Source organism: Streptomyces sp. NPDC018947 (genome assembly GCF_044390505.1).
Lineage (GTDB): Bacteria > Actinomycetota > Actinomycetes > Streptomycetales > Streptomycetaceae > Streptomyces.
Window position 1 is genome coordinate 36,430 of the sequence record NZ_JBIRZD010000020.1, and the last position, 19,122, is coordinate 55,551.

At 72.2% G+C, this 19,122-nt stretch carries 19 protein-coding genes; 8 read left to right on the forward strand and 11 right to left on the reverse strand.

The annotated features are described in order from the left end of the window. The first annotated feature begins 293 nt into the window (after window positions 1–293). A complete protein-coding gene (locus ACH499_RS30600; RefSeq protein WP_399019928.1) occupies window positions 294–1,661 on the forward strand; it encodes an LCP family protein in 1,368 nt (455 codons plus the stop codon). A 12-nt stretch (window positions 1,662–1,673) separates the two neighbouring features. Here the strand turns inward: ACH499_RS30600 and ACH499_RS30605 are convergent, their stop codons facing one another. Next, window positions 1,674–2,951, reverse strand: a complete 1,278-nt coding sequence (locus tag ACH499_RS30605; RefSeq protein WP_356205444.1) for an LCP family protein — start codon at window positions 2,949–2,951, stop codon at window positions 1,674–1,676. A 118-nt stretch (window positions 2,952–3,069) separates the two neighbouring features. Between ACH499_RS30605 and ACH499_RS30610 the strand changes: the two genes are divergently transcribed. Further along, window positions 3,070–3,636, forward strand: a complete 567-nt coding sequence (locus ACH499_RS30610; protein ID WP_399019930.1) for an acyl-CoA thioesterase — start codon at window positions 3,070–3,072, stop codon at window positions 3,634–3,636. Between the two features lie 66 nt (window positions 3,637–3,702). On the opposite strand, the gene ACH499_RS30615 is transcribed toward ACH499_RS30610, so the two are convergent. Continuing rightward, window positions 3,703–4,860 (reverse strand): acyl-CoA dehydrogenase, encoded by a 1,158-nt coding sequence (locus ACH499_RS30615; protein ID WP_356205446.1) that lies wholly within the window; start codon window positions 4,858–4,860, stop codon window positions 3,703–3,705. Between the two features lie 192 nt (window positions 4,861–5,052). On the opposite strand from ACH499_RS30615, the gene ACH499_RS30620 reads away from it, so the two are divergent. Further along, window positions 5,053–6,396 carry a UDP-glucose/GDP-mannose dehydrogenase family protein gene (locus ACH499_RS30620; protein WP_356205447.1) on the forward strand — a complete coding sequence of 448 codons (1,344 nt, stop codon included), beginning with the start codon at window positions 5,053–5,055 and terminating at the stop codon, window positions 6,394–6,396. A 114-nt stretch (window positions 6,397–6,510) separates the two neighbouring features. Here ACH499_RS30620 and ACH499_RS30625 read toward each other — a convergent pair whose 3' ends face one another. After that, the gene (locus tag ACH499_RS30625; protein WP_399019933.1) at window positions 6,511–7,017 is read right to left on the reverse strand and encodes a CGNR zinc finger domain-containing protein; all 507 of its coding nucleotides are present in this window, start codon (window positions 7,015–7,017) and stop codon (window positions 6,511–6,513) included. 92 nt (window positions 7,018–7,109) lie between these two features. On the opposite strand from ACH499_RS30625, the gene ACH499_RS30630 reads away from it, so the two are divergent. Together ACH499_RS30630 and ACH499_RS30635 are read left to right on the forward strand one after the other, a co-directional pair. Beyond that, window positions 7,110–7,481 (forward strand): VOC family protein, encoded by a 372-nt coding sequence (locus tag ACH499_RS30630; protein ID WP_356205481.1) that lies wholly within the window; start codon window positions 7,110–7,112, stop codon window positions 7,479–7,481. Between the two features lie 17 nt (window positions 7,482–7,498). Next, window positions 7,499–7,891 carry a VOC family protein gene (locus tag ACH499_RS30635; RefSeq protein ID WP_356205449.1) on the forward strand — a complete coding sequence of 131 codons (393 nt, stop codon included), beginning with the start codon at window positions 7,499–7,501 and terminating at the stop codon, window positions 7,889–7,891. A 12-nt stretch (window positions 7,892–7,903) separates the two neighbouring features. Here the strand turns inward: ACH499_RS30635 and ACH499_RS30640 are convergent, their stop codons facing one another. Further along, a complete protein-coding gene (locus ACH499_RS30640) occupies window positions 7,904–9,034 on the reverse strand; it encodes a dipeptidase (protein WP_399019935.1) in 1,131 nt (376 codons plus the stop codon). A 116-nt stretch (window positions 9,035–9,150) separates the two neighbouring features. Next, window positions 9,151–9,510 carry a MerR family transcriptional regulator gene (locus ACH499_RS30645; protein WP_356205451.1) on the reverse strand — a complete coding sequence of 120 codons (360 nt, stop codon included), beginning with the start codon at window positions 9,508–9,510 and terminating at the stop codon, window positions 9,151–9,153. A 57-nt stretch (window positions 9,511–9,567) separates the two neighbouring features. Here ACH499_RS30645 and ACH499_RS30650 point away from each other — a divergent pair, with 57 nt between their 5' ends. Then, window positions 9,568–10,668, forward strand: a complete 1,101-nt coding sequence (locus tag ACH499_RS30650; protein ID WP_399019939.1) for an alkene reductase — start codon at window positions 9,568–9,570, stop codon at window positions 10,666–10,668. Here the strand turns inward: ACH499_RS30650 and ACH499_RS30655 are convergent. Genes ACH499_RS30655 through ACH499_RS30665 form a run of 3 tightly spaced genes read right to left on the reverse strand, consistent with a single transcriptional unit; the run spans window position 10,650 to window position 13,503 of the window. Continuing rightward, a complete protein-coding gene (locus tag ACH499_RS30655) occupies window positions 10,650–11,828 on the reverse strand; it encodes a dipeptidase (protein ID WP_356205453.1) in 1,179 nt (392 codons plus the stop codon). The two genes, ACH499_RS30650 and ACH499_RS30655, sit on opposite strands and share 19 nt — an antisense overlap. Window positions 11,829–11,842: 14 nt before the next feature. Continuing rightward, a complete protein-coding gene (purE, locus tag ACH499_RS30660) occupies window positions 11,843–12,367 on the reverse strand; it encodes a 5-(carboxyamino)imidazole ribonucleotide mutase (protein ID WP_356205454.1) in 525 nt (174 codons plus the stop codon). Further along, the gene (locus ACH499_RS30665) at window positions 12,364–13,503 is read right to left on the reverse strand and encodes a 5-(carboxyamino)imidazole ribonucleotide synthase (RefSeq protein WP_356205455.1); all 1,140 of its coding nucleotides are present in this window, start codon (window positions 13,501–13,503) and stop codon (window positions 12,364–12,366) included. The genes purE and ACH499_RS30665 overlap by 4 nt, the downstream gene beginning before the upstream one ends. A 165-nt stretch (window positions 13,504–13,668) precedes the next feature. Here ACH499_RS30665 and ACH499_RS30670 point away from each other — a divergent pair, with 165 nt between their 5' ends. Continuing rightward, complete coding sequence (locus ACH499_RS30670; RefSeq protein ID WP_356205456.1) at window positions 13,669–14,244, forward strand: GtrA family protein; 576 nt, start codon at window positions 13,669–13,671, stop codon at window positions 14,242–14,244. A gap of 9 nt (window positions 14,245–14,253) precedes the next feature. Here the strand turns inward: ACH499_RS30670 and ACH499_RS30675 are convergent, their stop codons facing one another. Next, window positions 14,254–15,525: an ATP-binding protein gene (locus ACH499_RS30675; protein WP_356205457.1), complete on the reverse strand. Its 1,272-nt coding sequence runs from the start codon at window positions 15,523–15,525 to the stop codon at window positions 14,254–14,256. Between the two features lie 36 nt (window positions 15,526–15,561). Then, window positions 15,562–16,239: a response regulator transcription factor gene (locus ACH499_RS30680; protein ID WP_077798502.1), complete on the reverse strand. Its 678-nt coding sequence runs from the start codon at window positions 16,237–16,239 to the stop codon at window positions 15,562–15,564. Between the two features lie 526 nt (window positions 16,240–16,765). On the opposite strand from ACH499_RS30680, the gene ACH499_RS30685 reads away from it, so the two are divergent. Next, a complete protein-coding gene (locus ACH499_RS30685; RefSeq protein WP_356205458.1) occupies window positions 16,766–18,262 on the forward strand; it encodes an MFS transporter in 1,497 nt (498 codons plus the stop codon). A gap of 290 nt (window positions 18,263–18,552) precedes the next feature. On the opposite strand, the gene ACH499_RS30690 is transcribed toward ACH499_RS30685, so the two are convergent. After that, window positions 18,553–19,119: an ATP-binding protein gene (locus ACH499_RS30690; RefSeq protein WP_356205459.1), complete on the reverse strand. Its 567-nt coding sequence runs from the start codon at window positions 19,117–19,119 to the stop codon at window positions 18,553–18,555. Window positions 19,120–19,122: the final 3 nt, after the last annotated feature.

A 19,122-nucleotide genomic window follows, 5' to 3' on the forward strand; every position in this document is an offset into this window, starting at 1 on the left:
GTGCTCACGTTACCGCGAACGGGGGACACCGGTGCGCGCCGCGGGGGTCACAGCCGCGGGCAGCAGATCGTATGGGCCTACGGTGCTCACGGATCCCACGCCCGGCCCGCGGCCCGTCCCCGGGGGCCCTTCCTCGCGGAGGTGTCACCTTGCCCACGCCGCCCCGCTCCCCCAGGGTCCCGGCATCACCCCCCCAGGGCACTCGCCCCTCCCGGCGCACCCGCCCGGGGGCGTCCCGCCGCCCGCAGGGGCGACCCGCCCGGCGCAAACGGCCGCGCTGGGCCGTTCGGACGGTGACCGCGCTGTCGGCGGTGGTGCTCGCCTCCGCGGGGATCGGTCACGCGGTGCTGTCGGGGGTGGGCTCGGACATCGCCCGCGTCGACGCCTTCAAGGACATGAAGAACCGGCCGCGGGCCGGGGACGGCATGAACGTCCTGCTGGTCGGCACGGACGGCCGCGACCGGATCAGCAAGGAGGAGCGCCGCAAGTACCGGCTCGGCGGCGCGCCCTGCCACTGCACCGACACGATCATGATCGTGCACATCTCGGAGGACCGGCAGCGGGCCAGCGTGGTCAGCCTGCCGCGCGACTCGTACGCCGTGACGCCCCCGCACGTGGACGGCACCACGGGCGAACGGCACTCGGGGCATCCGGTGAAGCTGAACGCGGCCTACGCCGAGGGCGGCCCCCAGCTCACCATCCGCACCGTGGAGAGCATGACCCGGGTGAAGATCGACCACTATCTGGAGGTCGACTTCACCAGCTTCATGAAGACGGTGGACGTGCTCGGCGGTGTGCGGATCTGCACCGCCAAGCCGCTCAAGGACAGCTACACCGGGCTCGACCTGCCGGCCGGCACGCACGAGCTGTCCGGGGGACAGGCGCTGCAGTACGTCCGCGCCCGCCACCTCGACGGCGCCTCCGACCTGAGCCGGATGACGCGCCAGCAGCACTTCCTGGCCGCCCTGATCGACCGGGCGACCTCGTCCGGGATCCTGCTGAACCCGCTGAAGTTCCGGGACGTCACCCAGGCGGTGCTGGGCTCGGTGCGGGCCGACAAGGGCTTCGGCACCGACGAACTGCTGGCGCTCGGGCGGGCGATGCGGAACTTCTCTCCGTCGTCCTCCGAGTTCACCACCGTGCCGATCGGGCGGATGGGCTACGCCGTCAAGGGCGTCGGCTCGACCCTGAAGTGGGACCCCGTGAAGTCGCGGCGGATCTTCGACGCCCTGCGCGAGGACAGACCGCTGGGCGCGCACGGGCCCCGGCCCGCGGGACCGGCGCCGGTGAGGGTGCCGGTGGACCCCAGGCAGATCCGCGTCCAGGTGCAGAACGGCACGCACACCTCCGGGCTCGGCAAGCGCGTGGACGACGCGCTGGCCGCCACGGGCTTCCGCACCACGCGGGCCCCGGTGAACGCCAAGGACCGCGAGACCCAGCGGACCGTCGTCGCCTTCGACCCCCGCTGGGACCAGTCGGCGAAGTCGCTGGCCACCGCCCTGCCCGGCAGCGCCCTGAAGCCGGTCGAGGGCCAGGGGCCGCTGCTGAAGGTCATCGCGGGCGCCGACTTCGAGCGGGTCGTGCGGGTGGCGCCGGCGGAGCCGCCGCGGAAGTCGGGCACCGTGGTGCGCGGCGACGAGGTGGTCTGCGGCAAGCGGTGAGCGGCCTGTGGCTCAGTTGCCCGAGACGGTGACCTTCTCGTCGTTCCTGAGCTGCTCAACCAGCTTCTTCACCTTGGCGTCGTCCCACTTGAGGTTGCCGCCCACGCTGCCGGAGATCGGCATGTTCATGGAGGTCCCGTCGCCGCCGCTGACGCTCTTCATCGCCCAGAACATGCCGGCCAGGTCGAACAGGCCCATGTCCTTGTCGACGATCAGGGAGTCCAGGCCCGCGCCCATGGTCGGGTACAGCCTGAAGGGATTCAGCACGGTCGACGGGGTGGCCACCTGGCTCGCCAGGGCGGAGAGGAACTTCTGCTGGTTCTTGGTGCGGTCGAGGTCGGAGCCGGCCAGCGCGTACCGGGTGCGGACGAAGGCCAGGGACTCCTCGCCGTTCAGGGTCTGCTTGCCCTTCTTGAGGTCGGCGCCGGACTTCTTGTCCTTGATGTCCTGCGGGATGTCGATCTCGACGCCGCCGACCGCGTCCACGATGTTCGCGAAGCCGGCGAAGCCGATCTCGACGTAGTGGTCGATGCGCAGCCCGGTGTTGAACTCGACGGTGCGCACGAGCAGTTCGGGGCCGTCCTCGGCGTACGCGGCGTTCAGCTTCACGTGCCGGCCCGTGCCCGCGTACTTCTTGCCGGACTCGGAGCCGACGAAGCTCGGGATCTCCACGTCGGAGTCGCGGGGCAGGGAGACCAGCGTCGACCCGTTGTCCCCGGTGTGCAGGATCATCATGGAATCGGTGCGCTTGCCCTCGGCGGAGCCGGTGTGCAGGTCCTTCTTCTGCTCGTCGGTCATGCCCTCGCGGCTGTCGGAGCCGACGATCAGGTAGTTGGTGCCCTCGCCGGCCTCGGGACGGTCGATGACCTTCGAGAGGTCGACCTCGCGGTTGAGCTTGGAGTCGGCCCAGAAGTAGGTGCCGACGGTGGTGACGACCAGCGCGGTCACCACCGTGATCGCCGTCCACTTGATCCGGCGCCGCCAGTCGGGCGCGGGACGCCCGCCGCCCGGGCCGCCGCCGGCGGGGCCGCGGCCGCCGGGGCTGCCGTAGACCTGGCCGGTGTTGTAGCCGCTGTCGTATCCGCCGTGGCCCTGGCCGTCGACGTACGACGGCTGGCGCGGCACCCCGCCCGCGTGCGGCGGGGCCGACGGGCCCGGGCCGGGCGGCGGCACCGCGCCCCGGCGGACCTGACGCATCACGCGGGCGCTTTCGGGCTGTGCGCTCGCGCTGCCGCGTCCGTACCGGCCGGCGCGGTTGTCACCGGACCATCCCTCGGGCCAATCATTCATGCGGAACAGTGTGCCGGGCCGGACACCGCGGCTGACAGGGGCGTCGGAAAATAGGGGCGGCGCTGTTGCGAAGCTGACACAAATCACCCCGGCGCAGGCCCGGCATAAGGTGGAGGGCATGACAGACCAGGCAGAACAGGCCGCAGCCGCGGAGTCGGCGGCCCCGGAGATCCCGGGCAAGCCGACCTCGGCGTCCCGCACCACCCTCAGCCACATCATGACCCACAGCGACACCAACCTTCTGGGCACGGTGCACGGCGGCGTGATCATGAAGCTGGTCGACGACGCGGCCGGCGCCGTGGCGGGCCGGCACTCCGGCGGCCCCGCGGTCACCGCGTCCATGGACGAGATGGCGTTCCTCGAACCGGTCCGGGTCGGCGACCTGGTGCATGTGAAGGCCCAGGTCAACTGGACCGGGCGGACCTCGATGGAGGTCGGCGTGCGGGTGCTGGCCGAGCGCTGGAACGAGTCGGCGCCCGCCACCCAGGTCGGCTCGGCCTATCTGGTGTTCGCCGCGGTGGACGCCGACGGCAGGCCGCGCGCCGTGCCGCCGGTGATCCCGGAGACCGAGCGGGACAAGCGCCGCTACCAGGAGGCCCAGATCCGCCGTACCCACCGGCTGGCCCGCCGCCGGGCGATCATGGAGCTGCGGGCGAAGCGGGTGGCGGAGGGCTTCGACGACTGAGCCCGCGCACACGCGGAAGGGCGCCCGGGACCGACGTCCCGGGCGCCCTTCCGCGTGTGAGGAGCGTTACGGCAGGTTGCGCGCCATGACGATGCGCTGGACCTGGTTCGTGCCCTCGTAGATCTGCGTGATCTTGGCGTCGCGCATCATGCGCTCCACCGGGTAGTCCCGGGTGTAGCCGTAGCCGCCGAGGAGCTGGACGGCGTCCGTGGTGACCTCCATCGCCACGTCGGAGGCGAAGCACTTGGCGGCGGCGCCCTGGAAGGTGAGGTCGCCGTCACCGCGCTCGGACTTGGCCGCGGCGGCGTAGGTGAGCTGGCGGGCGGCCTCGATCTTCATGGCCATGTCGGCGAGCATGAACTGGACGCCCTGGAAGTCGGCGATCGGCTTGCCGAACTGCTTGCGCTCCTGGACGTAGCCCTTGGCGTAGTCGAGGGCCCCCTGGGCGATGCCGAGGGCCTGGGCGGCGATGGTGATGCGGGTGTGGTCCAGGGTGCGCATCGCGGTGGCGAAGCCGGTGCCCTCCTCGCCGATCATGCGGTCGGCGGGGATGCGGACGTTGTCGAGGTAGACCTCGCGGGTCGGGGAGCCCTTGATGCCGAGCTTCTTCTCCGGGGCGCCGAAGGAGACGCCCTCGTCGGACTTCTCGACGACGAAGGCGGAGATTCCCTTGGAGCGCTTGGTCGGGTCGGTGACGGCCATCACCGTGTAGAACTCCGAGACGCCCGCGTTGGTGATCCAGCGCTTGACGCCGTTGAGCACCCAGTGGTCGCCGTCGCGGACGGCCCTGGTCTTCATGCCGGCCGCGTCGGAGCCCGCGTCGGGCTCGGAGAGGCAGTAGGAGAACATGCCGTCGCCCTTGGCGAGCGGGGTCATGTACTTCTTCTTCAGCTCCTCGGAGCCGGAGAGGATCACCGGGAGCGAGCCGAGCTTGTTCACGGCCGGGATGAGGGAGGAGGACGCGCAGACGCGGGCCACCTCCTCGATCACGATGACCGTGGCGAGCGCGTCGGCGCCCGCGCCGCCGTACTCCTCGGGGACGTGCACCGCGTGCAGGTCGTTCGCGGTCAGGGCGTCGAGGGCCTCCTGCGGGAAGCGGGCCTCCTCGTCCACCGCGGCGGCGTACGGCGCGATCTTCGCCTCGGCCAGCGCGCGGACGGCGTCGCGGAGCATGTCGTGCTCCTCGGACGGGCGGTACAGGTCGAAGTCAGCCGATCCGGCCAAGGTCTCTCACGCTCCAAAAACGCTGTGATGCTGGGCACGCTAACTACCGTTAAGTAACCCAAATTTTAGAGCCCCGCCCACCGTCGTGGATAGGTGAGGTTGACGACAGCGGGCAAAGCCGCCCCCAAAGGCCCGGCCCCGGGCCCGGATATGCTCGGGCCCGCACGCCTGCCGTACACCTCTGGAGCACCCATGGCCCTCAAGATCACCGTGATCGGTACCGGCTATCTCGGCGCGACCCACGCGGCGGCCATGGCCGAACTCGGTTTCGAGGTGCTGGGCCTGGACGTGGTGCCCGAGAAGATCGAGATGCTCCAGCGGGGCGAGGTCCCGATGTACGAGCCGGGTCTCGAGGACCTGCTGCGCAAGCACGTCGCCGGGATCGAGGGCTCCAGCGGTCGGCTGCGCTTCACCACCGACTACGCGGAGGTCGCCGCCTTCGGCGACGTGCACTTCCTGTGCGTGAACACGCCGCAGAAGCACGGCGAGTACGCCTGCGACATGTCGTACGTCGACGCCGCGCTGGCCTCGCTCGCCCCGCATCTGCGCGGCCCCGCCCTGGTCGTCGGCAAGTCGACGGTGCCGGTGGGCTCGGCCGACCGGCTGGCCGCCTACCTCGCCGGGCACGCGCCGGCCGGCGGCGACGCCGAGCTGGCGTGGAACCCGGAGTTCCTGCGCGAGGGCTTCGCCGTCGAGGACACCCTGCACCCCGACCGGATCGTGGTCGGGGTGCGCAGCGAGCGGGCCGAGAAGCTGCTGCGCGAGGTGTACACCACGCCGGTGGCGGAGGGCTCCCCGTTCGTCGTCACGGACTTCCCGACCGCCGAGCTGGTGAAGACGGCCGCGAACTCCTTCCTGGCGACCAAGATCTCCTTCATCAACGCGATGGCGGAGGTCTGCGAGGCCGCCGGCGGCGACGTCGCCAAGCTGGCGGAGGCGATCGGGTACGACGACCGGATCGGCAGGAAGTTCCTGCGGGCCGGGATCGGCTTCGGCGGCGGGTGCCTGCCCAAGGACATCCGGGCGTTCATGGCGCGCGCCGGTGAGCTGGGCGCCGACCAGGCGCTGACGTTCCTGCGCGAGATCGACTCCATCAACATGCGCCAGCGCGGCCAGATGGTCGAGCTGGCCCGGCAGGCGCTGGGCGGCGGCCCGTTCCTCGGCAAGCGCGTCGCGGTCCTCGGCGCCACCTTCAAGCCCGACTCGGACGACGTACGGGACTCTCCCGCGCTGAACGTGGCCGGGCAGATCCACCTCCAGGGCGCCCAGGTGACGGTGTACGACCCGAAGGGCATGGAGAACGCCCGCCGGCTGTTCCCGACGCTCGGCTACGCCGACTCGGCGCTGGAGGCGGTGCGGGGCGCGGACGTCGTGCTGCACCTGACGGAGTGGCGGGAGTTCCGTGAGCTGGACCCCGAGGCGCTGGGCGAGGTCGCGGCGGCCCGGGTGCTCCTCGACGGGCGCAACGCCCTGGACGCGGAGGACTGGCGGCGGGCCGGCTGGACCTACCGGGCGATGGGCCGGCCGACGGCCTGAGCCCTTCCGGCCCCGGCGGGCGGACCCCGGTCGGGCCGAGGCTCAGTCGGCCGGACCGGCGTCGCCCGCGTTCTGCCGCACCGCTCCCGGCGGCGACCGGTGCGCCCCGGGCGCTCACGCCCCCCTGGCGCGGTAGCGGCGCATCTTGGCGCGCGCCCCGCACACCCGCATCGAGCACCAGCGCCCGCGTCCGGCGGGGCTGCGGTCGTAGTACGCCCAGTGGCAGTCGGCGGCCTCGCACGCCTTGAGCCGGCTCCAGGTGTCCGCGACCAGCGCCTCGGCGACGGCGGCGGCGACGCGGTCGGACAACGTGCCCTTCCCCGCCGGGGCGAGCGCGGCGGAACCGTCGGCCGGGTCGACCGCCACCACCAGCGGGGCTCCCGCCAGCAGCTCGCCGAGCGGGACGACCGCGCGGTGCGGGGGGTGGCCGGCGTGCGCGAGCAGGGCCGCACGCAGGGACTCGCGCAGGGCACGCGCGTCCGGTACCTCGTCCTTGGTCAGACCGAAGCGGGCCCGGCCCTCCGGCGTGCTCAGCGAGTCGGCGCCCGTCTCCAGGTCCAGCGTGTTCACCAGGGCCTCGACCAGGTCGAGGCCACCCGGTGCGGGCGATCTGTCACTCATGCTTGCGACGTTACCGCCAATGCGGCAGCATGCAGTAACCGTTACCGGTTACCCGCCCCATGCAGGTAACCACGGACCCCGAGGAGGAAGTCATGGCCGTGGCCGAGCTGGGCGCCGTCGTCCTGGACTGTCCCGACCCCCGCGCGCTGGCCCGCTTCTACGCCGCCGTGCTCGGCGGCGGCATCGAGGTGCAGAACGACGGCCGGGACGAGTGGGTCGACCTGGTGCTGCCGGGCGGCCGGGCGCTGGCCTTCCAGGCCGCCCCCGACTACGTACCGCCGAAGTGGCCCGCCACGGACGGCGCGCAGCAGTTCCACCTCGACCTCCAGGTGAAGGACCTGGACGCGGCGGAGAAGGCGGTTCTGGAGCTGGGCGCCCGCCCGCTGGACACCGAGGACCGGACCCGGACGTTCCGCGTTTACGCCGACCCGGCCGGGCACCCGTTCTGCCTCTGCGCCGGCTGACCCGAGGAGGATCATTCATGGCCCCGGTGGCACGTTTCCGTTCCGTCGTCGTCGACTGCCCCGAACCCCGCGAACTGGCCCGCTTCTACGCGCGGATCGGGGGAGGCACGCCCGACGAGCAGGACCCGGACTGGGTCGTGCTCCAGGTGCCCGGCGGGCCGCGGCTGGCCTTCCAGCGGGCGCCGGGACTCACCCCGCCGGAGTGGCCGCGCTCCGACCGCAACGCGCAGCAGTTCCACCTGGACTTCGACGGCGGCGCGACCTGGGAGGAGATGGACGCGGCCCACGAGAAGGTGCTGGCGCTCGGTGCGCGGCCGCTGGACCTGGAGGACCGGGAGAAGAAGGACTTCATGGTGTACGCCGACCCGGCGGGGCATCCGTTCTGCCTGTGCCGGATCGAGCACTCCTGACCGCGGTGCCGCTCAGTCGTCCAGCTCGGCGACGGTCGCCGTCGACGGCGGGCGGCGGAGTTGCGCGGCACGGGCGGTGAAGGCCGCGCCGCGCAGCACACGCTGGACGTTGCCCCAGGTCAGCAGGGCCACGTCGGACTCTTCCCAGCCCCGGCGCAGCAGCTCGGCGATGAGCCTGGGGTAACCGGCCGCGTCACCCAGCTCCAGCGGGTGGGCGGCGCCGGTGTCGTAGGTGCCGGACAGGCCGACGCTCCGCGGGCCGGCCACGGTGCGGACGTGGTCGAGGTGGTCGGCGACGTCGCGCACGGTCGGGCCGGTCTGCTCGGCGGTCAGCGGCACCATGCACAGGCCCCCGGCCGCGCCCAGTTCGACGAGCAGGTCGTCGGGGAGGTTGGCCGGGTGCGGGCGCAGGGCACGCGCGGCTGAGCGGGTGCACACGGCCGGCGCCCTGGAGACGGCGAGGGTGCGGCGGACGGTCCGCGCACCGGCGCCGGACAGGTCGGCGAGCACGCCGAGCCGGTTCATCTCCCGCACGACCTCCTCGCCGAACCGGGTCAGTCCCTCCTCGCCCGCCCATGACGCGCCGGTGAGGGTGACCACGCGCAGGCCGAGGGCGTGCAGGGAGCGCAGGACGGCGAGGCTGTCGCCGAGCGCGGCGGCACCGGCGGGCCCGGGCAGCACGGCGACCCGGCCGCAGTTGCGCGCGTCGATGAGCTGCCCGGCGTCGTGGGCGAGCCGGAGGCCCTCGGGGTGGTCGCGGACGACCGTCCGGACCAGGTCGAGCTGCTCCAGCGCGGCGGCGACGGCACGGTCCCCGTCGGTGTCCTCGGGCAGGTGCAGCGACCAGAACAGGGCGCCGACGTGCCCTTCGCGCAGCCGGGGCACGTCGGTGTCGAGACTGCCCTCGCCGAGCTCCAGGTCGTACCAGGACAGGCTCCCCAGCGCCCGGGGCAGCCCGCAGTAGCCGTCGGCGACGGGGTGCGCGGCGAGCACGGCGCGGGCCCGGGTCAGCGGCTCGTCGTCCGGGTCGGAGACGGGGGCGTAGGGCTCGGGCGGGAAGACCTCCGCGGGCGGCGGCACGGACAGGTCGCCGAACCCGCCGGCCCCGGTACTGGTGTGCAGGTCGTCCTGGAGGTCTGCCATCGCGCGGGCTCCCGTACCGTCGTCGTCGGTTAGCGTCACCGTCGCACGGGGGGAAAGTGGCTTCCTGGTGGGCGGGGCGTTCGGGGGTACGGCGACGGGCCCGGCGCGGGTGGCGTTCAGCCGCCCCGGGCCGCCTCGATGACCTCGTCCAGCGTGTCCCGGGAGCGGATCAGGTCGGCGATGGTCCGGTCGATGCGCTCGCGCTCGGCGGTGAGGTCGGAGACGAGCCGCGGAGTGGCCACCGCGGAGGGTCCGCCGTCCGTGTCCCGCATGCAGGGCAGCAGTTGCGCGATCCTGCTGCTGCACAGCCCGGCCGCGAACAGCTCCTGGATCCGGACGACCCGGTCGACGGCCCGCTCCGGGTACTCGCGGTGCCCGCCGGGCGTCCGCTCGGCCGCGAGCAGCCCCTGCTTCTCGTAGTAGCGCAGCGAGCGCTCGCTGACGCCGGTGCGCCGGGACAGCTCACCGATCCGCATCGTCCGGTCTCCCCTGGGCTTGATTCTGACATCAGTGTCAGGTTCTAGCGTACGGACATGACGAACTCCACGGAACTCCTCGCCCCCGCGTCCCTCGGCCCCCTGACCCTCCCCAACCGTCTGCTGATGGCCCCGCTGACCCGCAACCGGGCCGAGGCCGACGGCACCCCGACCCCGCTCATGGCCGAGTACTACGCCCAGCGGGCCTCGGCGGGCCTGATCATCGCGGAGGCCGCCACGCCGAACGCGGTCGGGCAGACCTATCCGAACATCACCGCGATCCACACCGCACGCCACGTGGCCGGCTGGCGGCGGGTCACCGAGGCGGTGCGCGAGGCCGGGGGCGGCGGGATGTTCCTCCAGCTCCAGCACGGCGGCCGGGTCGGGCACCCCGCGACCAGCGGACTGACGCCGGTGGCGCCCTCGCCCGTGCCGCTCCCCGGGACGATCTTCACGCCGGACGGGCACCGGCCGGCGGTGGTGCCCCGGGAGATGACCGCCGAGGACATCCGCACCACCGTCGCCGACTTCGCCCGGGCCGCCCGCAACGCGCTCGACGCCGGATTCGAGGGAGTGGAGGTGCACTCGGCCAACGGCCATCTCCTGCACCAGTTCCTGGCCCGCAACACCAACCGCCGCACCGACGGCTACGGCGGTTCGACCGAGGCGCGCATCCGGTTCACGGCCGAGGTGACCGAGGCCGTGGCCGCCGAGATCGGGGCCGACCGGGTGGGGGTCAGGGTCTCCCCCGGCAACACCGTCAACGGCATCGAGGAGGGCCGGACGGAGGAGATCCACCCGGCACTCGCGGAACGGCTCGGCGGGCTCGGCCTCGCCTACCTGCACCTGGTCACGGCCGACCCCGGGGACCCGGTGTTCCACGCCGTCCGCGCCGCGTGGCCGGGCACGCTGGTCGCCAACCCGGTGCTGGAGGAGATCTCCGGCCCGGCGATCGAGGAGGCGTCCGCGCGGCTGCTGGCGGCCGGGGCCGACCTCATCGCCCTCGGCAGGCCGTTCCTCGCCAACCCCGACCTGGTGACCCGGCTGCGCCTGGGCGCACCTCTGAACCAGGTGCGGGACCGCTATCTGATGTACGTGGGCGGGGCGACCGGCTACACCGACTACCCCGCCCTCGCCGGTCAGCCGTCCAGCGACTGAATCGTCGCGTTGGACGGGGCCCTGGTGGCCTGGAGGCCGCGGGCCACGTCCTCGGCCGCGCCCAGCACCCGTACCGCGTTCTTCCAGGTCAGCTTGGTGAGGTCCGCCTGGGACCAGCCGCGGTCGAGGAGTTCGGCGATGAGGTTCGGATAGCCGGAGACGTCGCCGAGGCCGTCGGGCAGGAACGGCGTGCCGTCGTAGTCGCCGCCGATGCCGATGTGGTCGACGCCGGCCGCCTCGCGCATGTGGTCGAGGTGGTCGGCGACCGTGGAGACCGTGGCGACGGGGCGCGGGTTGCGCTCCTCGAAGGCGTGGTGGACCTTCATCGCCTCGGGGCTCGTGTCGAGGTGGTGGAAGCCGTGCGCGCGCATGTTCTCGTCCGCGGCGGCCGTCCAGTCCACGGCCGCCTGGAGCACGAACTTCGGCACGAACGTCACCATCGCCATGCCGCCGTTGGCGGGCAGCCGCTCCAGCACGTCGTCCGGGACGTTGCGCGGGTGGTCGCAGACGGCGCGGGCGGAGGAGTGCGAGAAGATCACCGGCGCGCTGGAGGTGTCCAGCGCGTCCCGCATCGTCGTCGCGGCGACGTGCGAGAGGTCGACCAGCATGCCCTCGCGGTTCATCTCCCGCACGACCTCGCGGCCGAAGGCCGACAGGCCGCCGACACCGGGCTCGTCGGTCGCCGAGTCCGCCCACGCCACGTTGTCGTTGTGGGTGAGGGTCATGTAGCGCACGCCGAGCGCGTACAGCCCCCGCAGGGCGGCGAGCGAGTTGTCGATGGAGTGGCCGCCCTCGGCGCCCATCAGCGACGCGATTCGGCCCTCCGCGCGGGCCGCCTCCATGTCGGCGGCGGTCAGCGCGGCGCGCAGCTCCTTCGGATGGCGGTCGATGAGCTGCCGTACGCAGTCGATCTGCTCCAGCGTCGCCGTGAGCGCGCCCGGCAGGTCCGAGCGGACGTACACCGACCAGTACTGCGCGCCGACCCCGCCGGACCGCAGCCGGGCGAGGTCGGTGTGCAGGTGGGCGGACTGGTCCTCGGCGATGTCACGGGCGTCGAGGTCGTAGGCGACCTGCTCGCGCAGCGCCCAGGGCAGGTCGTTGTGGCCGTCGACGACGGGGAACTCGCGCAGCAGTTCCCGGGCCCGGTCCAGCGAGGTCATCCGCGTCCCCTCCGTCACTTTCCGAACCCGAAGCCGGCCGCCGAGCCCTCGACCTTGGAGCGCAGGCGCTTGCCCTTCTCGGTGGCCTGGTCGTTGAGGTCCTGCTGGAACTCGCGCATCCGGCCCAGCAGCTCCTCGTCGTGGGCGGCGAGGATGCGGGCGGCGAGGAGACCGGCGTTGCGGGCGCCGCCGACGGAGACGGTCGCGACCGGGACGCCGGCGGGCATCTGCACGATCGACAGCAGCGAGTCCATGCCGTCCAGGTACTTCAGCGGCACGGGCACGCCGATGACCGGCAGCGGGGTGACGGACGCGAGCATGCCGGGCAGGTGGGCGGCGCCGCCGGCCCCGGCGATGATCGCCTTCAGCCCGCGTCCGGCGGCCTGCTCGCCGTACGCGATCATCTCGCGCGGCATGCGATGCGCGGAGACGACGTCGACCTCGTAGGCGATCTCGAACTCGTCGAGCGCCTTGGCGGCGGCCTCCATGACGGGCCAGTCGCTGTCCGACCCCATGACGATGCCAACAACAGGGCTCATTCGGTGATGGTGCCTCTCAGGTAGCCGGCAGCGTGACGGGCGCGCTCCAGCACGTCGTCCAGGTCGTCGCCGTAGGTGTTGACGTGACCGACCTTGCGGCCGGGCTTCACGTCCTTGCCGTACATGTGGATCTTGAGCTGGGGGTCGCGGGCCATGCAGTGCAGGTACGCGGAGTACATGTCCGGGTAGTCGCCGCCGAGGACGTTGGCCATCACGGTCCACTTGGCGCGCGGGCGCGGATCGCCGAGCGGCAGGTCAAGGACGGCGCGGACGTGGTTGGCGAACTGCGAGGTGATCGCGCCGTCCATGGTCCAGTGGCCGGAGTTGTGCGGGCGCATCGCCAGCTCGTTGACGAGGACGCGGCCGTCGCGGGTCTGGAACAGCTCGACGGCGAGGTGGCCGACGACGCCGAGTTCCTTGGCGATGCTGAGGGCCATCTCCTCGGCCCTGAGCGCCAGGTCCTCGTCGAGACCGGGGGCGGGCGCGATCACCGTGTCGCAGACGCCGTTGACCTGCTGGGACTCCACGACGGGGTAGGCGACCGCCTGGCCGTGCGGGGAGCGGACGACGTTGGCGGCCAGCTCGCGGACGAAGTCGACCTTCTCCTCCGCCAGCACGGGCACACCGGCGCGGAAGGGCTCCGCGGCCTCCTCCACGGAGTCCACCACCCACACGCCCTTGCCGTCGTAGCCGCCGCGCACGGTCTTGAGGACGACGGGGAAGCCGTCGCCCTCACGCGCGAACGCCGCCACGTCCTGCGGATCGGAGACGATCCTGTGCCGCGGGCACGGGACGCCGATCGCGTCGAGCCTGGCGCGCATCACCCCCTTGTCCTGGGCGTGCACGAGCGCGTCGGGCCCGGGACGCACGGGGATGCCGTCCGCCTCCAGGGCCCGTAGATGCTCGGTGGGTACATGTTCGTGATCGAAAGTGATCACGTCGCAGCCCCTCGCGAACGCGCGCAGCGTGTCCAGATCGCGATAGTCGCCGATGACGACATCGCTCACGACCTGCGCCGCGGAATCCTGAGGGGTGTCACTGAGAAGCTTGAACCTGATGCCCAACGGGATGCCCGACTCGTGTGTCATACGAGCGAGCTGACCCCCGCCGACCATGCCGACTACCGGGAACGTCACACCCCTAGCGTATCGGCCGCGCCGGGCACACCGGTTTACCGGCCGTTTCCCCGGCCGCCCCCGGCCCTCTTCCCGCGCCGTGACCGCGCCCGCAGGAAGATCGCGTGCCCGGGTGGTTAGCATGACGGGATCGACGCCAACCGACGGACGGGGGCCTGCACGACCATGGGACATGGTTCCTCGGGTGCTCATACGGCTCCCCCGGCTCCCCCCGCGCCCCCGGCGTCCGGCGGCCCGCTGCGGCAGCGGATCGACCGGCTCGTCCGCGAGGTCGTGAAGTTCGGAGCGGTGGGCGGCGCGGGAGTGCTGGTCAACCTCCTCGTCTTCAACCTGGTCCGGCACGTCACCGACCTCCAGGTCGTGCGGGCGAGCATCGTCGCCACCGTCGTGGCGATCGTCTTCAACTACCTGGGCTTCCGCTACTTCACCTACCGGGACCGCGACAAGAGCGGGCGCACCCGTGAGATGACGCTGTTCCTGCTGTTCAGCGTGGTCGGCCTGGTGATCGAGAACGGCGTGCTCTACACGGCGACGTACGGCTTCGGCTGGGACAGCCCGCTGCAGAGCAACATCTTCAAGTTCCTCGGCATCGGTCTCGGCACCCTGTTCCGTTTCTGGTCCTACCGCACCTGGGTCTTCCGCGCGCTGCCGGCGCCCGAGCCGGTGCGGGCGGAGACCTTCATGGAGCACGAGCACCCGACGGTGATCCGCGGCACCGACGCCTCGGCCGCGCGCCGCTGACGGCAGCGCTCAGCGCACCGTGGGGCCCTGGTCCGAGGACTTCTTCGGCGGCGGCGTCCGGGACAGGAACAGGCCGAAGACCGGGGGCCGGGACTGGAGCAGCTCCAGCCGGCCGCCGTCCGCCTCGGCGAGGTCCCGCGCGACGGCCAGGCCGATGCCGGTCGAGTTCCGCCCGCTGATGGTGCGCTCGAAGATCCGCGCCCCGAGGTCGGCCGGGACGCCCGGTCCCTCGTCGGTCACCTCGACCACCGCCTGGTTGCCGGTGACGCGGGTGCGCAGGGCGACGGTGCCGCCGCCGTGCATCAGGGAATTCTCGATCAGCGCGGCCAGCACCTGCGCGACCGCGCCCGGCGTGCCCACGGCCGTCAGATGGCGCTTGCCGGAGCTGACGATCGCGCGGCCGGAGCTGCGGTAGGCGGGGCGCCACTCGGCGATCTGCTGCTGGATGACGTCGTCCAGCTCGAAGGTGACGGCCGAGCCGCTGCGGGGGTCGCGTGAGTTGGTCAGCAGCCGGTCCACGACGTCCGTCAGCCGCTCCACCTGCGACAGCGCGATCGTCGCCTCCTCCTTCACCGTCTCCGGGTCGTCGGTGAGGGTGATCTCCTCCAGCCGCATGGACAGCGCCGTCAGCGGTGTCCGCAGCTGGTGGGAGGCGTCGGCGGCCAGGCGGCGTTCGGCGGTCAGCATCCGGGCGATGCGCTCGGCGGAGGCGTCGAGCACGTCCGCGACCCGGTCCAGCTCGGGGACGCCGTAGCGCCGGTGCCGGGGGCGGGGGTCGCCGGAGCCGAGGCGCTCGGCGGTCTCGGCGAGGTCGGTGAGCGGGGAGGCGAGGCGGTTGGCCTGGCGGATCGCCAGCAGCACCGCGGCGATCACCGCGAGCAGCGCCACCAGGCCGATGATCAGCAGCGTCCTGCCGACCTCGCGGGTCACCGAGGAGCGCGGTTCCTCCACGAGGACCGTCTCGCCCTCCTCGCCGGTGGCCCGGCCGCGGATCACGTCGCCGTCGGGCTTGCTGCCGACCTCGATGACCGGCTTGCCGGGGATGCGGATCACGGCGTACCGGGCGTCCGCGACCTGCTCGCGCAGGAAGCCCGCGTCGACGGTCCCGGTGCCGAGCAGCCTGCTGTCCACGATGCTGGCCAGCCGGACCGCCTCCAGGTCCACGCGCTCCTGGGCGGTGCTGCTGATCGTGCGGGTCTCGACGATGACGAGGGAGACGCCGAAGACGGCGATCACGACGAGCACCACGGCGAGCGTGGACTGGATCAGTCGGCGGCGCATGTTCCCCTACGTAAAGCGCGTACGGCCCCGGGGGGCTCAGTTCTTCTCGAAGCGGAAGCCCACGCCGCGCACGGTGGCGATGTAGCGGGGATTGGCCGCGTCGTCCCCCAGCTTCTTGCGCAGCCAGGAGATGTGCATGTCGAGGGTCTTCGTGGACGACCACCAAGTGGTGTCCCAGACCTCGCGCATGAGCTGGTCGCGGGTGACGACCCGGCCGGCGTCGCGCACCAGGACCCGCAGCAGGTCGAACTCCTTGGCGGTGAGCTGGAGCTCCTCGTCGCCCATCCAGGCCCGGTGGGACTCGACGTCGATGCGCACGCCGTGCGTGGCGGGCGGCTGCTGGGGCTCGGCGGCGCCGCGCCGCAGCAGGGCCCGGACCCGGGCCAGCAGCTCGGCCAGCCGGAACGGCTTGGTGACGTAGTCGTCCGCCCCCGCGTCCAGGCCGACGACGGTGTCCACCTCGTCGGCGCGGGCGGTCAGGATGAGGATCGGCACGGCGTGCCCCTCGGAGCGCAGCCGGCGGGCGACCTCCAGCCCGTCCATGCCGGGCAGCCCGAGGTCCAGCACCACCAGGTCGATGCCGCCCTGCATCCCGGCGTCGAGTGCCGTGGGGCCGTCCTCACGCACCTCGACCTCGTACCCTTCCCGGCGCAGGGCGCGGGCCAGCGGCTCCGAGATGGACGCGTCGTCCTCGGCGAGCAGTACACGGGTCATGAGCTGATGGTAGTCCGCTCGGAGCAACGTCCGGGGTGTGATCGACCGCGGGGGCTCTTACCCGTGGACATGCCGGACACATGCCGCGCGGGGCGGCCCGCGGCCCCGGATACGGACCTGCGGCTGTGGGGTGTCATCCTGGGATGGACCTTCGAAAGGCCGTTCCCGGTTCCACCGCCGCCTGTGATCCGCGTCTCAAGTCCTTCCATACCGGGCGGTGTCCTGCCGTATGGTGAATCAGCGCCTGTAGCACTCAGAGGACCTTTGGCGAGAGTTCGACGCTGAAGGTCTGTTTTGCGTGCGGGCCGGTCCACGGCCGGCCTTGAAAGGAATGACCTGTGGCCGGGCCTCGTCGCGTGCAGTGAAGCGCGCGGAGGCGTGGATCCCGGTGGTCGCCGTCCGACGCTTCGTGATCCGGAGCGCAATCCCTCAGGCGTGGGGTGGGACGGGTGAGACCGCCGGTGCCGGCTGCCCCCCACCGGGCGCGCATCGCCTCATGAGCGCGTCCCGACAGCAAGGAACGACCATGGCGTCCAGCCTGACGAAGGACTCGGTCCGCCCGGGCACCCCCGGTTCCGAGAAGACCTTCTTCGGCCACCCCCGCGGACTGGCCACTCTCTTCATGACCGAGATGTGGGAGCGTTTCTCCTACTACGGCATGAGGGCTCTGCTCCCGCTGTACCTCGTCGCTCCGGGCGGCCTCGGCCTCAACGCCGGCACCGCGACCGCGATCTACTCGGTGTACCTGTCGTTGGTGTACCTGCTCACGATGCCGGGCGGCTGGTTCGGTGACCGCGTCTGGGGTCCCCGCAAGACCGTCGCCATCGCCGGCGGCGTCATCATGCTCGGCCACCTGACGCTGGCGCTGCCCTCCTCGGGCACGTTCTACGCGGGCCTCGGCCTGGTCGCCATCGGCTCGGGTCTGCTGAAGGCCAACATCTCGACGATGGTCGGCCAGCTCTACGACGGTCCCGACGACCCGCGCCGCGACGGTGGCTTCACCGTCTTCTACATGGGCATCAACCTCGGTGCCTTCGTCGCGCCGCTGACGATCGGCACCATCGGTGAGAGCGTCAACTGGCACCTGGGCTTCGCGCTCGCCGCGGTCGGCATGGCGCTCGGTGTGGCCCAGTTCCTGATCGGCAGCCGCCACCTCGCCCCCCACTCCAGCGTGGTCCCGAAGCCGCTGTCGGTGGAGGAGAAGACCTCGACGCTGCGCAAGGCCGCGTTCTGGGCCGCGATCGCCGTGGTGTTCTACGCGATCGTCGGCTTCTCCGGCCACTACACGCTGAACTGGATCCTGGTCCCGCTGACCCTGCTCGGCGTGATCATCCCGGTGCTGGTGCTGACCCGCATCAAGCGCGACAGGTCGCTGGACCGCGCCGAGCAGTCGAAGATGTCGGCGTACATCTGGTTCTTCGTCGCCGCGGCCGTGTTCTGGATGATCTACGACCAGGGCGGCTCCACGCTGTCGATCTTCGCCGACTCCTCGGCCGAGAACAGCGTCCTCGGCTGGGAGTTCCCGGTCTCCTGGTACCAGTCGGTCAACCCGGTCATCATCATGGCCCTGGCCCCGGTCTTCGCCTCCGTGTGGCTGGCGCTCGCGCGCCGCGGCAAGGAGCCGAGCACGATCGTGAAGTTCTCGTTCGGCCTGGTCCTGGTCGGCGCGTCCTTCTTCCTCTTCCTCGCCCCGCTGGCGATCGCCGACGGCGGTCACAAGGCGGCCGCGATGTGGCTGGTGGCGATCTACTTCGTCCAGACCTGCGGTGAGCTGCTGCTCTCCCCGGTCGGCCTGTCGGTCACCACGAAGATGGCGCCCGTGAAGTACGCCTCGCAGATGATGGGCGTCTGGTTCCTGGCCGTCACCGCCGGTGACGCCACGACCGGTCTGCTCTCCATCGCCGGCGTCGACCTCAACAAGACGGGCATCGTCGCCCTCGAGGCCACGCTCGCCGTGGTCGCCGGTGTGGCGATCTGGATGTACCGCAAGCGCGTCAAGGAGCTCATGGGCGACGTCCGCTGAGACGTCCCCCGGCCGGACCTTGCTCCCGGAGGGTCACCCGTCCCAGGCGGATGCGGTGGCCCTCCGGGCGTTTTCCGTGCCGCCGCGCGTGCTCGGCCGCGGGCGGGGCGCCGTGGTGCCACAGCCGCGGGCACGCGTGGCTTCCCGGTGCCTGAAGGGCCCGGGAGGGAATCCGTGACGACGGGAGGAGACCCGGCGCGCCAGGGCCCGAGGCCCGCGGCGGGGTCGTAAGGATGCGAGGGAAGGGCGCGGGCGCAGGCGCCCGCGGGACGAGGGGGACGCGCCCGGCGCTACGCCGGTGCGCCCAGCTCCGCCCACACGCGCTTGCCCGCGACCCCGGGCGTCCGCACGACGCCCCAGTCCAGGCACAGCCGCTGGACGATGAACATGCCGTGGCCGCCGGGACGCCCGGCGCGGTGCGGCGTGCGCGGCGCGGGCTGGCCCGTACCGCGGTCGGAGACCTCCACACGGATCACCTTCTTCTCGCAGGTGATCCACAGCTCGTCCGGGCCCTCCGCGTGCAGACACGCGTTGGTGACCAGCTCGGAGACGACGAGCAGCACGTCCTCGGCGGCGGCACGCTGGTCGGCGGTGGCCGACGGCAGCCAGCCCCAGGCGTACAGCGCCTGGCGGGTGAAGTCGCGGGCGAGCGGGACGACGCCGCTCTGGTCGTCGAAGCTCAGCTTGCGGACCTGGCGGCCGGCCACGGCCGCGGGCGCGGGCACGCCGGTCCCAGGAGCGGACGCGTCGCCTCCACCGGGCTCACCGGGCCCGGGTACGCCCCCCTCGGACGCCCCGGAAGCGCCGCTGGGCTCCGGACCGCGGTCGCCCGGCGAGTAGGGCCGGGTGGTGCTCATCAG

Excerpts from the sequence above, each read along its gene's own strand:
- ACH499_RS30620 (WP_356205447.1), top strand. The coding sequence starts at position 5,053 with ATGGCCCTCAAGATCACCGTGATCGGTACCGGCTATCTCGGCGCGACC.
- ACH499_RS30635 (WP_356205449.1), top strand. The coding sequence starts at position 7,499 with ATGGCCCCGGTGGCACGTTTCCGTTCCGTCGTCGTCGACTGCCCCGAA.
- ACH499_RS30630 (WP_356205481.1), top strand. The coding sequence starts at position 7,110 with ATGGCCGTGGCCGAGCTGGGCGCCGTCGTCCTGGACTGTCCCGACCCC.
- ACH499_RS30685 (WP_356205458.1), top strand. The coding sequence starts at position 16,766 with ATGGCGTCCAGCCTGACGAAGGACTCGGTCCGCCCGGGCACCCCCGGT.
- ACH499_RS30625 (WP_399019933.1), bottom strand. The coding sequence starts at position 7,017 with ATGAGTGACAGATCGCCCGCACCGGGTGGCCTCGACCTGGTCGAGGCC.
- ACH499_RS30670 (WP_356205456.1), top strand. The coding sequence starts at position 13,669 with ATGGGACATGGTTCCTCGGGTGCTCATACGGCTCCCCCGGCTCCCCCC.
- purE (WP_356205454.1), bottom strand. The coding sequence starts at position 12,367 with ATGAGCCCTGTTGTTGGCATCGTCATGGGGTCGGACAGCGACTGGCCC.
- ACH499_RS30610 (WP_399019930.1), top strand. The coding sequence starts at position 3,070 with ATGACAGACCAGGCAGAACAGGCCGCAGCCGCGGAGTCGGCGGCCCCG.
- ACH499_RS30640 (WP_399019935.1), bottom strand. The coding sequence starts at position 9,034 with ATGGCAGACCTCCAGGACGACCTGCACACCAGTACCGGGGCCGGCGGG.
- ACH499_RS30605 (WP_356205444.1), bottom strand. The coding sequence starts at position 2,951 with ATGAATGATTGGCCCGAGGGATGGTCCGGTGACAACCGCGCCGGCCGG.
- ACH499_RS30645 (WP_356205451.1), bottom strand. The coding sequence starts at position 9,510 with ATGCGGATCGGTGAGCTGTCCCGGCGCACCGGCGTCAGCGAGCGCTCG.
- ACH499_RS30655 (WP_356205453.1), bottom strand. The coding sequence starts at position 11,828 with ATGACCTCGCTGGACCGGGCCCGGGAACTGCTGCGCGAGTTCCCCGTC.
- ACH499_RS30675 (WP_356205457.1), bottom strand. The coding sequence starts at position 15,525 with ATGCGCCGCCGACTGATCCAGTCCACGCTCGCCGTGGTGCTCGTCGTG.
- ACH499_RS30680 (WP_077798502.1), bottom strand. The coding sequence starts at position 16,239 with ATGACCCGTGTACTGCTCGCCGAGGACGACGCGTCCATCTCGGAGCCG.
- ACH499_RS30690 (WP_356205459.1), bottom strand. The coding sequence starts at position 19,119 with ATGAGCACCACCCGGCCCTACTCGCCGGGCGACCGCGGTCCGGAGCCC.
- ACH499_RS30650 (WP_399019939.1), top strand. The coding sequence starts at position 9,568 with ATGACGAACTCCACGGAACTCCTCGCCCCCGCGTCCCTCGGCCCCCTG.